Source organism: Vallitalea longa (genome assembly GCF_027923465.1).
Lineage (GTDB): Bacteria > Bacillota > Clostridia > Lachnospirales > Vallitaleaceae > Vallitalea > Vallitalea longa.
On the sequence record NZ_BRLB01000012.1, the window covers coordinates 117,852 to 132,752 of the forward strand.

Here is a 14,901-nt window from a genome sequence, read left to right on the forward strand (position 1 = left end):
GGCATTATTTTATATACAGGTAATATTTGTTTACTTGAATTTCTGAATATAAGTTGCATTATGATAATAAATGGAGAGTGTAAAAAATGAATAGACATAAATATAAAATGTTGGTGTTTGATATGGATGGTGTTATCCTAGATAGTGAGCCTCTACATGAATATGCCAAAAAGAGAATTCTTCAAGATTATAATATTTCTCCAAATATTGATTTGTTTTGGTCTGTTGGAAATCCGAATATAGTGTTATGGAGAAAAATAATTACAGAATATAAGATTTCAAGTACACCTGAAGAATTGGAACAAAAGCAATATGAATACATAATAGAACAATTAGAAGAACAAAATGTGAAAGCAAGTAATGGTATTGAAGAATTACTGAATTGGGCTAAGAGAAATGAGTTTTTGATAGGTCTTGCATCTTCCTCTAATCGATATTTTGTAGATTATGTTCTGCATTTTCTGAAGATAAAAGATTATTTTGAATATACTATAGCTGGTGATGAGGTAACACATAAGAAACCTAAGCCAGATGTATATTTAGCTATCATAGATATGGCTGATATTTTGCCTTCTCAAGTTATTGCTATAGAAGATTCTTCATCGGGTATAAAAGCAGCGGTAGAAGCGGGTATTTCGTGTATAGGATATCAAAACCCCACATCTGGTAAACAAGATTTGGGTTTAGCTGAGCATATTATCACAGCTTTGGATGAAGTACAGGAATATATATGAAATTAAAAATATATTTGGTTCAATATTCTATGCAGGTAAGCTAATTAAAAGATTTAGCAGAATAAAAATATAGTTGCTTTTTCTATCTTTTTATTCTGCTAGCGAAATTTATAACCCTTTATTTGCCTGTATTAAATTAAAGGTGGGAAAGTTGAATAATATACCACTTAATTAATTAAACACATATATTAGTAACTATGAAGAGATTTTCTCCATTCATTGTATGAGATATTCTAAGTAGTATAAGTAATAAGTTCAGTTAAGATATTATAAAGTATATGAGTATACCGTAAATAAATGTTAATTCAAGTATTATATTTTAAGAGTATTCATTAACAACATTCAAAACCATTCGCTATTATAGACACACAAAGTTCTGTTGTTCCTGTAACTGTAATAACTGAAACGTCTTCTAGTAGATCAATACTTGCAGTAAATATATTGCCTAATTCAGGTAAGAAAATGGCATTATTAATGACTACAAAAGTTGCACCAGGTAATGGTGCTTCAGGTTGTATAACAACAGTTCCTGAAATATTTGGTAGATCTAATGCAGACCATAAATTAAATGTACCAGCAGTAGTTATTGTAATAGTTCTGTCTGTGTAACCATATTGTTGACTACATTTGCAACCTCCTATTACTGCGTTTCCAATACCACAACAAGTACTTATATTGCATCCCATTTCATCATCTCCTTTCATAATAATGATAGTTTAAAGTCAATAATATGAAGCTAGCTTAACTAGTATCTAGCATTTATGAGATACATTACGCTACTATACTGACAATATTTATGATGAAGAGTATATAGTAGCAATCTTGATTACCTTTTTATAAATTACTAAGTGATCACTTAATTATAAAATAATTTTTATTATAACGTAATTGTATTTAATAATAATTAGCTACTTTATATAAGTACATTTTATTTTCTTTTATATATATTAATCAATTACTACTTGAGTATGAATATCTCAATATATAATATGCAGTTATAAGTAATCTTGTCCTTGATTATATTTATTAATAAAATAATTATAAGATTTAATTCACTACTAGAAAAGGTAAGTGATTTTAATGAATATTTTATAATATATTTAATTAAGTAAATCTTTTATGGAGTTAGTATGAGATTTTTTATCCTTATGAAAAAACATGTTATAATTCTATTGGTCTTTCTTATATCTATATCATTATTTTTCATATATATAATCCATGAATATACAGTGAACAATAATGATTTATACCAAGCATTCATGGGTTATAGTGAATATATGATAGATAATCAAATAAAAAATGATATAGAATATTTTCGACCATCAAAGTTACCTATTCTCAATGATAAGGAATTCAAAACAGATTTTATGAATAAATATAATTTGAAAGAATCTAGTGAAATAATTCTACCTCAATCTTTACTTGAGAATCCATATGATAATCTAATAAATTTTTTTAGCATATTGAGGCAAGCAGCCAATTATGTGAAGGGTAAGGTAACTGGTTGTGGTACACTAGGCTATTCAAAATTGCCTTATCCGACTGCATATGAATTTTTGTCATCCGATTATCAAGAAAAGCTTAGTTACGAAGAATTTTTAGCTTTATTTGAAAATATATTACATCTCAATTTAATTAAATTACATGAAGTTATCCAAGATGAAAGGTGTTCTGATGGATTAAGATATTTTATTGAATTCGAGACAATTGAAGGTTCAGAAAAAGGTGTAGGATATTTTGCATATTATTATGGATATATCTGCTTGATTAAAGTTGATGATGTTTATAAAATTTCTGATATAAGTTTTCAAGGAGAAGATTATTTATGTGCCCCTTATCATGGTTGGAATTATATTGGAGAGGCTGTAGTTGATATTAAGTATGGTAATTGGTGTTCATTGGTTGAAGAGCGCTATGAAACACAACAAGATGACTATATTAAAAATATATATTTTAAGGGAACGGATGGTTTTGATTATCGTATATTATTTTTTCAATTAACTAATGGAAAAGATGTTGAGATAGCTCAGTATAGAAAAAAGAAAAATAATGAATGGGAAGTTATAAAGTTAGATCCAGAAAAATGTTTAGAAAATAATAATAAAGATTAATGGTATAAATCATGCATTGTTTTGGTAGAAATACAGAAAAAGTGTAGAGCCATTAAGATAATAAATTAATTGATGAAAGTATAGGGATTTCAAAAGAGTTAGAAGATGTAGAAATGACATTTGTGACAAAATTAACATATGTATGATTGGTGAATTATTATTTATAGTGTAAAATATTATAATGATTATAAAGACAAAAAATAAGGAGGTATCTGTAGAGTTAAGTATTCTTGGCTAAGATATTATCTGTTCGGGAATATGCAATAGTAGGTTTTAATAGAGGTATATAGTTTTTGCTTGCTATTATAACGATTAACATAAGGGTGATTGGTTATAAAGAAGCTAAGAGACATGAATATTGGTATTAATGAGACATAATATAGTAACTTAAAATGTAACATAGATAGTTTAAATTATTAGAGGAGACACGAATTATGAAAAATAAAAGGAACAAGATTAAACTATTAATAGACACTAATCAAGCTAATATTGACCCACAATGTTTACAAGAAATTATTGACTTAATTTTTATTGATCCAACTCAAGCTGAAATTGAAGAAATTTTAGATGATTATGATGTAATCTTCAAAAGCTAAGATTTAGATGAGGGGTATTAAACCTACTTTCTATTTTCCTTGAAATCTTTTATGAGGCGTAGCCTCTTTTGTACCATTATAGGAAAGTCCTACTTTTTAAGCATATGAAATAGGAGTGTTTTCATATGCGCTAAGGAAACTTTCCTAATGACAAATCCGCTATGTGGAACGAGGCATAGCCTCTTTGTTATTGCATATTATTAAAGTATTTGTTAATATTAAATCGGGAATTAAATAATTGAAATGAAAATACAGGTGGATTGATTAGAGTGAATGATATTAAATTTCCATCACAAAATCATAAAAAATTTTGTGGAAAAAGTATATGCTTATTGTAAACAAAATGAATTTACGATGATTTTAAAAGGATCATTATTAAAGGGTACTGCAACTAAATTTTCAGATATAGATTTAGTTATATTAGGAGAAATTTTTGAGCAACAAGCAGATGAATTAATTAGTCTATATGGTGAACCAGTTATGACTAACTATACAAAGAACCCTAAAGGAATTTTAATTTTGCTTTATAAAGATACTTTATCTGTAGATTTAGATATCAGAGAAACAGTATCAGAATATGAATTGAAAAACAGTAGAGTATTATTAAGGTATGATAGAAACATTAACATAAATAACCATGAAGATATAGAAGGGTAATTACTTCTAAATATATGGTGAATAGACCTGAATGGTATAAAACATTAAGGTTAGTGCATAGAGGATTAATAAAATATTTATCAAATAAAACTGTTGCTGCAAATGATTTATTATTAGAGATAAAAGAAAAACTTAATGAGCTGGGAATCAAAAATATAGGAATTGAAAATAAGTTTGAGATAGATATCCAATATGCATTCTGGGAGATATGTAATAGATATAATGTCGATTCTGATATAATAGTTCTGTTTGAAAAGCTGTTTGAAAACTTTAATGATAATAATTATTTCTGTAAGAGATGTGGGAGTAAAGAATGACTATGACTATAAAATAGGAGGATATTATGGGATATGCAATTGAAGTATTTTTTGATAAAACAAGCGAAGAGAAGTTAATTGAATATTGGAGGCTATTACATCAGCATGGTTACAGTTCATATATGTATGAAAATGGAGGACATCCACATATTGCTTTTGCTGTATTTGACGACGATATTAAAGACATTAATAATTTTAAAAAGATTATAAGGGAATATTATAAGGGTATAAAGTCGTTTGAGATACTTTTTTCTTATCTAGGTTTATTTACTACTGATGAAGGTGTTAGTTTTATCGCACCAAAAATATCATTACAATTGTTGGAGTATCATAAAAGATTTTATAATAAAATATGTGAGAATGGATATGATGAATGGTTTAATGATTACTATAAACCAGATGTTTGGATACCTCATTGTACTATGACAATTCAGACTAATGTTAGAAATCAAATGAAAGGGCTAGATTTGTTAAGAAGTGTATTTAAACCATTTAAAGCACAGGTTGAAAGAGTTGCATTAATTGAGTTTTATCCAATCAAGTATTTGGAAGTAATTGAGTTGGATGAGCTACAATAACTACTACAGCTAACTATATAACTGTTGGTTTAATATTATCTTCATTAGTAGGGTTTGGGACATTACTTAGCGGATATATTGTATATAAAGAATTGGAGTATTGTATAGCGTATATATAGAGTATACGATATATTGATATATATATTATATTTCAGGGGAATTCTAAGAAGGCAAAAAACTGTGGAAAGGAGTAATTAAAAATGGAAAATAATTTGAAGGCAATATTAAAAGAAATAAAAGAAGATAATTATGAAGTGCCAGCGACTATAGATGTCAATGAGTTGATCTTAAGAATGATGGATAATATAGGTAGTTTGGATATAGAGTTACGTGAAAAATTAATAAATTCAACAATGTATCACTTGATTATGAAAAATAAAATACCGGATAAAAAGTTGATTGAAGTATTAAAAATGAGCATAGATAAAAATCATTTATTTTTTGGAATTGGAGAGAAAGGTACTGATTCAGTATTTACTCGCACATTCAGTATTTTATTAATACCGTTGATACTTATTAAACACAGAGAATCCAACTTCCTTTCAAAAGAAGAAATAAAAGTAGTATATGTAAAAGTGGTAGATTACTTCTTAAAGGAAAAAGACTTAAGAGGATATGTAGAACATAAAGGATGGGCACATTCCGTTGCACATGCTGCAGATGCACTAGATGATTTAGCTCTATGTTCTGAAATAGAATATAAAGAATTACTATATATTCTAGAGATAATTAAAGAGAAGGTATGTATTAGTAATTATGTATATATCAATGAGGAAGATGAAAGATTAGTAACAGCTGTAATTAGTATTATGAATAGGGGATTAATCTCAGATAAAGAGCTCTGTAAATGGATAAATAGTTTTAGTAATTATAAAAAAACAGGATTATATCCAGAAGATGATAATCTATTAACAAATGTGAAGAGCTTTCTAAGAAGCTTGTATTTTAGAATAATTAAATTAGAAAATAAGAAAAGTTTAGTTGAAGGAATAAGAAAGGGTCTAGAAATAATAAGTAATTTTAATTAAATTGGGAAGAGTTTCTTACAATGGGGTAGGTAAGGTATTTGAAACAAATGCCAATAGACTGGTTATTAGCAAGCATAAAAATGTAAAATATTTACATGCCATTTAACCCCTTAAGTGTACTAGACTAAATAAAAAGTAATCAAAAAAAGGTTATATCATAATGATATAGCTTTTATAAATGCGATAAATACGTTAGTGCAGTTGGGGGGACTCGAACCCCCAAGTCCAAAAAGGACACTAGATCCTTAGTCTAGCGCGTATGCCAATTCCGCCACAACTGCTTAATTGGAACAAAAAAATGAGCCACCCGGGATTCGAACCCGGGACACCTGGATTAAAAGTCCAGTGCTCTAGCCGACTGAGCTAGTGGCCCATAGTGTAGTGATTAAATTGTATTGCCCATTAAAATTTTTAATGAGCGTGCCTGCAGGGATTCGAACCCCGGACACGTGGCTTAGAAGGCCACTGCTCTATCCAACTGAGCTACAGGCACATACAATCGGGGTGACAGGATTCGAACCTGCGGCCTCTTGAACCCAAATCAAGCGCTCTAGCCAAGCTGAGCCACACCCCGTTCGTAATTAGTACGTAAAATAATTTTGCTGTTTCCATTTTATTAAAGACAACTCCCCGAGTGGGACTCGAACCTACAACCCTTCGGTTAACAGCCGAATGCTCTACCATTGAGCTATCGAGGAACAGCAAAATGAATTATATAGTATAATCATATAAATGTCAATACTTTTTTAAATAAAAATTTTAATGTTGGTATAAACCTAGTAAAAATCAATGCCTACAGATAAATGATCAAATAATCTGAAATTAATTATTAGTCAGAATTAAAAGTTATTCATAGTTACATATAATAATCTTGAATAATTTTATAAAAAATGATAAAATTAATAAGACGACATACGGACAACTATATGACATGACGTTAGAACGTCGTTGATGTTATTATTAAATTTAGGAGGTGTAATATAATTTAGTATTATAGATACATATAAATATATATTGTTATTAGTGGTTTTGGAGGTATTCCTGTGTTAAAATAAAAATAAGTAATTGATACGGGAGGAATTATGGATGGGAAAATATGTACTTGCAATTGATTGTGGTACACAGAGTTTAAGGGGATTAATATTTGATAAGAACGGAAACTTGTTAGTAAAAGTAAAAAAAGAATTTAATCCTTATTATTCAGTTGAGCCTGGTTGGGCTGAACAAGATCCAAATGTATATTGGAATAGTTTATGTGAGGTTTGTAGACAAATCAAAGAAGATGAAGAAGAAATCTTCTCTGAAATAGACAGAGTAGTTGTGACAACACAAAGAGATTCATGTGTTTTACTTGGTAAAAATGGAGAAATTATAAGACCAGCTATCTTATGGATGGACCAGAGGAAGATAAAAAAAGCAAGAAATATGAATCTATATAATAAGTTGACTATTACTGCAGTGGGTATGATGAATACAGCTAAGAATTTTAGTTTGAATTGTAATGCCCATTGGATACAAGATTATGAACCTGAAAATTGGAAAAAGACTCATAAATATTTACAGATATCAGGATTTTTAAACTATAAATTGACCCATGAATTTAAAGATAGTATTGCTTCTCAGATCGGACATATTCCTTTTAATTACAAACATTTTAGATGGGAAAGTAAATATGGGCAGAAAAGCCAGATATTCCATATAGAAAGAGAAAAATTATGCGATTTAGTAGCACCTTCAGGAATTATTGGTTATGTAGTAGATGAAGCTTGTAGTGAAACTGGATTAAAAAAGGGTATTCCAGTTGTAGCAGGAGGCTCTGACAAAGGTTGTGAAACACTGGGAGTCGGATGTTTTGATAATTATACTGCAAGCATATCACTAGGCTCTAATGCATCTATACAAACTACTTCAAAAAAATATTACGAAGCATTAAGATTCATTTGTCCATTTCCAGCTGTAATACCTAAAGCATATAATCCAGAAATTCAGATTTACAGAGGATATTGGATGATATCTTGGTTCAAAAAAGAATTTGCACAAAAAGAAGTTGCACAAGCAAAAGAACTGAATATAGCTCCTGAAGAACTTCTGAATAGACGATTAAATGATATACCACCTGGCTGTGATGGTTTAGTATTTCAACCTTATTGGGGGGCTGGAGCGAAAAGACCTGAAGGCAAGGGGGCAATTATAGGATTTGACGATTATCATACAAGGATACATATCTATCGAGCAATAATTGAAGGTATAGGATTTGGGTTATATGAAGGCTTACAATATATACAAAAAAAATCTAAAATGAACATTGAAAAAATAATGGTTTCTGGTGGTGGTTCACAAAGTGATGCCATATGTCAAATAACAGCAGACTTGTTCAATAAACCTGTTTACAGAGTTCAGACATATGAAACATCGGGATTAGGGGCTGCTATTGTTGGATATGTATCAAAAGGTGAATATAAAACTTTTGGCGAAGCGGTTAAAAATATGGTGCATATGAAAGATGAATTCTTACCGGATTCCGAAAATGTAAAAACATATAGTAGAATATATAAAGATATATATTGCAGAGTATACAATAAATTGAAGCCTTTGTACAAAGAAATGCAAAATGATAATGCTGATAATTAATATAAATAAATATTGATTCCCGATAGAGGAATTTAATATTCAAAGGAGGAATTATATGTCAAGTTATAAAGGATTTATGCCAGATTGGGAACATGAAACTCCACCAGAAAAAAGTTTTAGATCTATACTAAAATGGGGTAGTCCTACTGAATATAAATGTCCTAATGAAAGATTGTACAAAGTAATAAAAGAAACTTTCGGATTAGATGATGAATATTTTAAGACAAAAAAAGGTGAAGGCCTAGATAAAGTTGACGTGGAATTTCCAGTGAATCTATCACAAGAACAAATTCAAAGATTTAAAAAGATAGTAGGAGAAGATAACGTTAAATCAGATACCTACAATAGATTAAGAGTTTCATATGGTAACACGATGATTGATTTAATGAGACTTAGAAAGGAAATAATTGAAAATCTTCCAGATATAGTATTATATCCTAGTAACAAATCTCAAATAGAAGAAATAGTGAAATATTGTTCTGAAGAAAAAATTCCAATCTATTGTAAAGCAGGAGGATCAACCGTTACAAGAGGTATGGAAGCAGTCAAAGGTGGTGTAAGCCTTGATTTAGCTGTTAATTTCAATAAAGTAGTATCATTTAATGAAAAGAATCAGACCATAACAGTAGAATCAGGAATGCAAGGACCAGAACTTGAAAATGTATTAAATAAAGCAGATGAACTACTAGGTGCTAAGAGAAAATATACTTGTGGACATTTTCCTCAATCTTTTGAATACTCTGGGGTAGGTGGCTGGGTAGTAACTAGAGGAGCAGGGCAAAACTCAAGTTATTATGGAAAAATAGAAGACATCGTTATTTGCCAAGAATACGCAACACCAGTTGGAATAATTAAAACAGAAGAATATCCAGCTATGGCAACAGGACCTTCTATAGACCAGATAATGATTGGTAGTGAAGGAACATTTGGAGTTCTAACACATGTAACTCTAAAGGTATTTAAATATATGCCTGAAAACAGAATAAGATTTAGCTACATATTCCCAAGTTGGGAGAATGCTCAAGCTGCTGCTAGAGAAATAACTCAAGGTGAATTTGGTATACCTTCTGTGTTTAGATTATCTGATCCAGAAGAGACCAGCCTAATGTTAAAACTTTATAATGTTGAAGGAACTAAGCTGGACTCAATTATGACTCGTAAAGGATTCAAGCAGATGGAACGATGCCTTTACCTTGGATTTACCGACGGTGAAATTGGTTTCTGTAAGAATATGAAGAAAAAACTTCACAAGATATGTAAAAAATATGGAGCTATGTATCTAACAGGATATCCAACAAAACAGTGGGAAAAAGGAAGATTTAGAGATCCTTATATGAGAGATGCACTAATGGACTTCGGAATAGTCATAGATACTATGGAATGTTCTGTAACATGGGATACTATGAGTGAAGTACATAGAGGATTAAGAGAATATTGTAAGGCTAGACCTGAGACAATATGTCTTACTCACATGTCACATGTATATCCACAAGGAGCTAATTTATACTTTATATTTATTGCTAGAATGGATATGAATGAATATGTTGATTATCAAGCCGGTATTCTAGATAACTATGTTAAATATGGAGCAGCTATAAGTCACCATCATGGTATTGGTAAATCATTTGGTCCATGGCTAGAGCATTCGATAGGAGAAAATTGTTACGATGTAATAAGGACTCTTAAAAAACATTTTGATCCAGATAACATAATGAATCCTGGAGGAACACTTGGACTAGATGTAGAGAGAAGAAAATTAAAATATAAATAGTTGTAGTTATAAAATTAAATTGTAAAATAATAAAAGCCATTAGAGGTAATTATATGGGAATAGCAAAATAAAAGCTATTATCATATATGGTATCATTCAAATGGCTTTTTTAAATTCCATTAATAAGATGGGTTATTAGTATTTTTACTCCTATGATTATTAATATTGTTCCACCTAAAATATTAACACATGACTGTAAATTAGTATTTTTTCTTAAACTTTTTCCAATATAAACACCTATTACAGATGCACAATATGTGATTTGTCCAATTAAGCACACTGCTATTATAATATTGACTTTTAAAAGTGAGAATGTGACTCCAGTTGCAAAGGCATCAATACTAGTTGCTAAAGATAAGGTAAACAATACTCTTAGGCTGTTGATAGATAGAGTATTGGAAGGATGCTTGGATTCTTTTATAAAATTGATACCAATGGCAGAAAGTAATATAAAAGCTATCCAATGATCAATTGGGTCAATGATTCTTTTCAGAGAACATCCTAATAGCCATCCTAATAATGCCATTATACTCTGAAATAATCCGAAAGATAAACCTGTTTTAAGAGCAGTTAAATTATAATTATGATTGATAGCCAGACCTAGAGAAATGGATACAGCAAAAGCATCCATGGCCATACTTACTGCTATTAAAATAATAGAATACACACTCAATATAAATACGCCCTTTCAAAGAATTATATTATAGAGTTATTTATAATGAAAATTTAAAATCTCCTATTAATAATTATATGCTAATAGTATAATAAAATTTTCATATAAATTGATACTAAATAATAGATGTGTTATAATAGTAGACTACATGTATTCTAGCTACATATAGTTATGTAAATTTATTATAAGAGGTGATACCTTTGAAGAAAAACAAAAAAATGTTAAAGAGGTTTGTTAGCTACTATAAGCCACATAAAAAATTATTTATACTTGATATGATATGTGCTTTTTTAATTGCCGTAATTGACTTATCTGTTCCAATGCTATCAAAATATGCACTTAATGATCTTCTTCCAAATGATGAATTTCGTATGTTTTTTATTTTTATTATAGCTTTATTGGGTCTATATCTATTAAGAGCAGCTTTTCAATACATAGTTGACTTTTGGGGACATATTTTAGGTGTAAGGATGGAATATGATATGAGGAGAGATCTATTTAGACATCTTCAATCACTATCATTTAGATTTTATGATAAAACCAGGACAGGTCATATAATGTCAAGGATGGTTAATGACCTAAATGAAATTACAGAGTTGGCACATCATGGTCCAGAGGATTTATTTTTATCATTAATAATGTTGATTGGAGCTTTTTTTGCTATGTTGATCATGCAATGGAGATTAGCTCTTGCAGTATACATATTCATACCTTTCCTTGTTTTATTTGCTATCAAGCAAAGAACAAAAATGTCAAGAGGATTCAAAAATGTTAAGAAAAAAATAGCTAATGTCAATGCACAATTAGAAAGTAGTATTTCAGGAATAAGGGTATCAAAATCATTTGCTAATGAAGAACATGAGATGGAAAAATTCGATTTCGGTAATAATGAATTTAAATCTTCTAAGAATGTTGCTTATAAAAATATGGCAGTTTTTAGTGTAGGTATGGGGTTTGTCACGAAACTACTTAATTTGGTAGTAATTGGTTTTGGAGGTTTCCTTATATATAAGAAATACATGAATATAATAGACTTACTGGCTTTTATTATGTATGTTGATGCATTTTTACAGCCAATACGAAGACTATCTAATTTTGTTCAGCAATTTGAGTCTGGTATGACAGGATTTGAAAGATTTACTGAATTAATGGAAATTGAACCTGTAATAAAAGACAAGCCATTAGCTAAAGATTTAGATAAGGTAAAAGGAAACATAGATTTTAAGAATGTAACATTTTGTTATGATGAACATGAAAAAGTACTTAATAATATTAATTTACATATAGAATCTGGTAAAACTTTAGCCTTAGTAGGACCATCTGGAGGAGGAAAGACGACTTTATGTCATCTGATTCCACGTTTCTATGAGGTTAATGATGGTGAAATAACAATTGACAATAAAAATATAAAGAATGTTAAAGTTAAATCGTTAAGGAATAATATTGGATTAGTGTCACAAGATATATTTCTCTTTGCTGGAACCATTAAAGACAATATCATGTATGGTGATATAGGTGCATCAGAAGAACAACTTATAGAAGCAGCTAAAAATGCAGAAATCCATGATTTCATAATGTCACTTCCTGAGGGGTATGAAACTAATGTAGGTGAAAGAGGTATTAGGCTATCTGGAGGACAGAAACAAAGAATAAGTATAGCAAGAGTGTTCCTTAAAAATCCACCTATATTAATATTAGATGAAGCCACTTCAGCATTAGACAATGAAACAGAAATCAAGATTCAAAGAGCTCTTGAGAAATTATCCAAGGGTAGAACTTCACTTGTTATAGCTCATAGATTATCCACTATAAAAAATGCTGATGAAATAGTTGTAATCAATGAAGAAGGAATAAAAGAAAAAGGTACACATGATCAACTGATTGAAAAGAATGGTATATATGAAAAATTATATAAAGCTCAATTCAAAGGATATATACCAGATGAAATTTAGATATCAAATATGACTTGATGGTGTGAAAAATATTCAAGGTACCATCTAGTAAATAATAAAGAGACTATTGCATTTAGCTCATATGATCAACTTATAGTTATGGTAAGAATATAACCGTTAACTATAAGTTGGCATATCAATTGCTTAGCGCAATAGCTCTTTTAACTTATTGTTTCGCATATATCATCATTTTCAGTTTTTATATCATCATTTATATTTTCCAATGTTTCATGTTTTATAATACGAATTGTACTAAATCCTGATATTGCAGTAATTATTCCTATCACGATACAAATCTCACTTGTTTTGAAATTTTCTAGTGCTATACCTCCTAGATAATAACCTAATGGAACTGTTAAAGTACATAAAATGTTCATTACACTTGATACTCTTCCAAGAACATCATTGGGAACTATAGTCTGAATTACTGTTCCGAGTGTCACATTGACAATTCCAAAAGAACATCCAAGTATAAGTAATGACATTATTCCTGTAGATAAACTGTTGATGAAAGCAAAGGGGAGCAATAATAGTCCTTCTAATGTTAGTCCTATGAATAAAAGCTTGAAATTTCCTGTTTTTTTACTTATTTTTGGAATGATGAAAGACATTAATAAGCCACCTACTGATAGAGCACCTAACAAAATACCGTAGCCTTCACTTCCTGAATTAAGATTATCTTTAGCAACTACTGCAATTATTAATGATAATGGAGCATATAAAAAGTTTATGATTATGCCACCTACTATAATAATTTGAAGTAAGTCTTTATTTTTAACAGAATAACTTATCCCTTCTTGGAAATCTTTTAGTAGTGTCATTTTCTGTATTTTACTCTTAGCAACATAAGTTATCTTTATAAAGCTTTCAGAGAAGCTTGATAACAAAAATGAGATACTATTCAATAAAAATAAGCCAGGAATTCCTATTAGAACAACTAATATACCCCCTAAAGCTGGACCAAGTATTGATGAACTATATCTAACTATCTGAGATAAAGAATTAGCCTTAACCAGATTTTCTTTCTTCACAATAGTTGGGATAGAAGCTAGTAAAGCAGGTGAAAAGAAAGCACTAGATGCTGACATAAAAGCTGATATTAGATATAGTGTCCACAATTGGAGATTATTAGTATAGCATAGTATCGCAATGATACCTACCAATATACCATTTATCAAATCTGATACAACTATAATCACTTTTCTATTGAATCTATCTGCAATTGGTCCGGTCAATGGACTTAACAAAATCTGAGGTACTACGGTGAATACCATTGTAATACCAGCTTTTGCGGCTGAACCAGTAATCTCTAATACATACCACATTACTGCTAATGAATGAAAATTACTACCTAGTATAGAAACTAATTGACCTAACCATAATAATATGAAATTCTTATTTTTGAAAATGGTATCATTGCTAATATGCATATTACATATTCCCTCTTTCATTTTATAATCTATTCAATTTCCACTTCACTATCCTATGCATGTAAGCTAATAAAAGGCTTTGCAAAATAAAAATATAGGTATTTCTTCTATCTTTTTATCTTCATACAAAACCTATAAATTTTTAATTACCTGCAAGGTGGTAAAGTTGAGTTATATATATAACGATTATAAATTGATAAGTGTCCTTGCTTTTTGTAAAATCAAGTTGAATTTAGTATTACTTTCTTAATATGTAATGATATTTTGTTTTGAATTATTACTTCAAAGTCTTAGTGGTATGCTATAATATATCAAGGAATAGTTTAAATGAAATAATAAATAAAAATATAAAATTAATGAGGACATTTTGTTTGTGTTATACGTTGTATAGATGTAAGTGATGTTAACACACTTGAACATAGA

General features: G+C 29.5%; 13 protein-coding genes and 5 tRNA genes. 10 read left to right on the plus strand and 8 right to left on the minus strand.

What is annotated here, in order from left to right; genetic code table 11:
* Nucleotides 1-86: 86 nt before the first annotated feature.
* Nucleotides 87-734 carry an HAD family hydrolase gene (locus QMG30_RS17080; protein WP_281817462.1) on the plus strand — a complete coding sequence of 216 codons (648 nt, stop codon included), beginning with the start codon at nucleotides 87-89 and terminating at the stop codon, nucleotides 732-734.
* 332 nt (nucleotides 735-1,066) lie between these two features.
* On the opposite strand, the gene QMG30_RS17085 is transcribed toward QMG30_RS17080, so the two are convergent.
* The gene (locus tag QMG30_RS17085) at nucleotides 1,067-1,420 is read right to left on the minus strand and encodes a hypothetical protein (RefSeq protein ID WP_281817464.1); all 354 of its coding nucleotides are present in this window, start codon (nucleotides 1,418-1,420) and stop codon (nucleotides 1,067-1,069) included.
* 444 nt (nucleotides 1,421-1,864) lie between these two features.
* Between QMG30_RS17085 and QMG30_RS17090 the strand changes: the two genes are divergently transcribed.
* The 6 genes from QMG30_RS17090 to QMG30_RS17115 all read left to right on the plus strand — a co-directional run bounded on the left by QMG30_RS17090 (nucleotide 1,865) and on the right by QMG30_RS17115 (nucleotide 6,021).
* On the plus strand, nucleotides 1,865-2,845 hold the full coding sequence (locus QMG30_RS17090; RefSeq protein ID WP_281817466.1) for a hypothetical protein: 981 nt from the start codon (nucleotides 1,865-1,867) through the stop codon (nucleotides 2,843-2,845).
* 434 nt (nucleotides 2,846-3,279) lie between these two features.
* Nucleotides 3,280-3,441 (plus strand): hypothetical protein, encoded by a 162-nt coding sequence (locus tag QMG30_RS17095; protein ID WP_281817468.1) that lies wholly within the window; start codon nucleotides 3,280-3,282, stop codon nucleotides 3,439-3,441.
* Between the two features lie 273 nt (nucleotides 3,442-3,714).
* Complete coding sequence (locus tag QMG30_RS17100; RefSeq protein WP_281817470.1) at nucleotides 3,715-4,098, plus strand: nucleotidyltransferase domain-containing protein; 384 nt, start codon at nucleotides 3,715-3,717, stop codon at nucleotides 4,096-4,098.
* 14 nt (nucleotides 4,099-4,112) lie between these two features.
* Nucleotides 4,113-4,415, plus strand: a complete 303-nt coding sequence (locus QMG30_RS17105) for a hypothetical protein (protein ID WP_281817472.1) — start codon at nucleotides 4,113-4,115, stop codon at nucleotides 4,413-4,415.
* A 26-nt stretch (nucleotides 4,416-4,441) separates the two neighbouring features.
* The gene (locus QMG30_RS17110; protein WP_281817473.1) at nucleotides 4,442-4,993 is read left to right on the plus strand and encodes a 2'-5' RNA ligase family protein; all 552 of its coding nucleotides are present in this window, start codon (nucleotides 4,442-4,444) and stop codon (nucleotides 4,991-4,993) included.
* A 200-nt stretch (nucleotides 4,994-5,193) separates the two neighbouring features.
* Entirely contained in the window at nucleotides 5,194-6,021 is an 828-nt protein-coding gene (locus QMG30_RS17115) for a DUF2785 domain-containing protein (protein ID WP_281817476.1), read from the plus strand.
* Between the two features lie 196 nt (nucleotides 6,022-6,217).
* Here QMG30_RS17115 and QMG30_RS17120 read toward each other — a convergent pair.
* From QMG30_RS17120 to QMG30_RS17140, 5 genes are all read right to left on the minus strand, one after another.
* A tRNA-Leu gene (locus QMG30_RS17120) sits at nucleotides 6,218-6,302 on the minus strand.
* Nucleotides 6,303-6,320: 18 nt separating this feature from the next.
* Nucleotides 6,321-6,394: transfer RNA gene (locus QMG30_RS17125), tRNA-Lys, on the minus strand.
* 46 nt (nucleotides 6,395-6,440) lie between these two features.
* Nucleotides 6,441-6,514: transfer RNA gene (locus QMG30_RS17130), tRNA-Arg, on the minus strand.
* A gap of 6 nt (nucleotides 6,515-6,520) precedes the next feature.
* Nucleotides 6,521-6,595 (minus strand) — tRNA-Pro (locus QMG30_RS17135).
* Between the two features lie 52 nt (nucleotides 6,596-6,647).
* Nucleotides 6,648-6,719: transfer RNA gene (locus QMG30_RS17140), tRNA-Asn, on the minus strand.
* A 388-nt stretch (nucleotides 6,720-7,107) separates the two neighbouring features.
* On the opposite strand from QMG30_RS17140, the gene QMG30_RS17145 reads away from it, so the two are divergent.
* Both QMG30_RS17145 and QMG30_RS17150 read left to right on the plus strand, forming a co-directional pair.
* On the plus strand, nucleotides 7,108-8,652 hold the full coding sequence (locus QMG30_RS17145; RefSeq protein ID WP_281817478.1) for an FGGY-family carbohydrate kinase: 1,545 nt from the start codon (nucleotides 7,108-7,110) through the stop codon (nucleotides 8,650-8,652).
* Between the two features lie 55 nt (nucleotides 8,653-8,707).
* The gene (locus QMG30_RS17150; protein ID WP_281817480.1) at nucleotides 8,708-10,423 is read left to right on the plus strand and encodes an FAD-binding oxidoreductase; all 1,716 of its coding nucleotides are present in this window, start codon (nucleotides 8,708-8,710) and stop codon (nucleotides 10,421-10,423) included.
* Nucleotides 10,424-10,532: 109 nt separating this feature from the next.
* Here the strand turns inward: QMG30_RS17150 and QMG30_RS17155 are convergent, their stop codons facing one another.
* Nucleotides 10,533-11,090: a manganese efflux pump MntP gene (locus QMG30_RS17155; protein ID WP_281817524.1), complete on the minus strand. Its 558-nt coding sequence runs from the start codon at nucleotides 11,088-11,090 to the stop codon at nucleotides 10,533-10,535.
* 206 nt (nucleotides 11,091-11,296) lie between these two features.
* Here QMG30_RS17155 and QMG30_RS17160 point away from each other — a divergent pair, with 206 nt between their 5' ends.
* Entirely contained in the window at nucleotides 11,297-13,048 is a 1,752-nt protein-coding gene (locus QMG30_RS17160; protein ID WP_330680771.1) for an ABC transporter ATP-binding protein, read from the plus strand.
* A 161-nt stretch (nucleotides 13,049-13,209) separates the two neighbouring features.
* Here the strand turns inward: QMG30_RS17160 and QMG30_RS17165 are convergent, their stop codons facing one another.
* The gene (locus tag QMG30_RS17165; protein WP_281817482.1) at nucleotides 13,210-14,478 is read right to left on the minus strand and encodes an MFS transporter; all 1,269 of its coding nucleotides are present in this window, start codon (nucleotides 14,476-14,478) and stop codon (nucleotides 13,210-13,212) included.
* Nucleotides 14,479-14,901: the final 423 nt, after the last annotated feature.

Excerpts from the sequence above, each read along its gene's own strand:
- QMG30_RS17080 (WP_281817462.1), top strand. The coding sequence starts at position 87 with ATGAATAGACATAAATATAAAATGTTGGTGTTTGATATGGATGGTGTT.
- QMG30_RS17085 (WP_281817464.1), bottom strand. The coding sequence starts at position 1,420 with ATGGGATGCAATATAAGTACTTGTTGTGGTATTGGAAACGCAGTAATA.
- QMG30_RS17090 (WP_281817466.1), top strand. The coding sequence starts at position 1,865 with ATGAGATTTTTTATCCTTATGAAAAAACATGTTATAATTCTATTGGTC.
- QMG30_RS17095 (WP_281817468.1), top strand. The coding sequence starts at position 3,280 with ATGAAAAATAAAAGGAACAAGATTAAACTATTAATAGACACTAATCAA.
- QMG30_RS17100 (WP_281817470.1), top strand. The coding sequence starts at position 3,715 with ATGATATTAAATTTCCATCACAAAATCATAAAAAATTTTGTGGAAAAA.
- QMG30_RS17105 (WP_281817472.1), top strand. The coding sequence starts at position 4,113 with ATGGTGAATAGACCTGAATGGTATAAAACATTAAGGTTAGTGCATAGA.
- QMG30_RS17110 (WP_281817473.1), top strand. The coding sequence starts at position 4,442 with ATGGGATATGCAATTGAAGTATTTTTTGATAAAACAAGCGAAGAGAAG.
- QMG30_RS17115 (WP_281817476.1), top strand. The coding sequence starts at position 5,194 with ATGGAAAATAATTTGAAGGCAATATTAAAAGAAATAAAAGAAGATAAT.
- QMG30_RS17145 (WP_281817478.1), top strand. The coding sequence starts at position 7,108 with ATGGGAAAATATGTACTTGCAATTGATTGTGGTACACAGAGTTTAAGG.
- QMG30_RS17150 (WP_281817480.1), top strand. The coding sequence starts at position 8,708 with ATGTCAAGTTATAAAGGATTTATGCCAGATTGGGAACATGAAACTCCA.
- QMG30_RS17165 (WP_281817482.1), bottom strand. The coding sequence starts at position 14,478 with ATGCATATTAGCAATGATACCATTTTCAAAAATAAGAATTTCATATTA.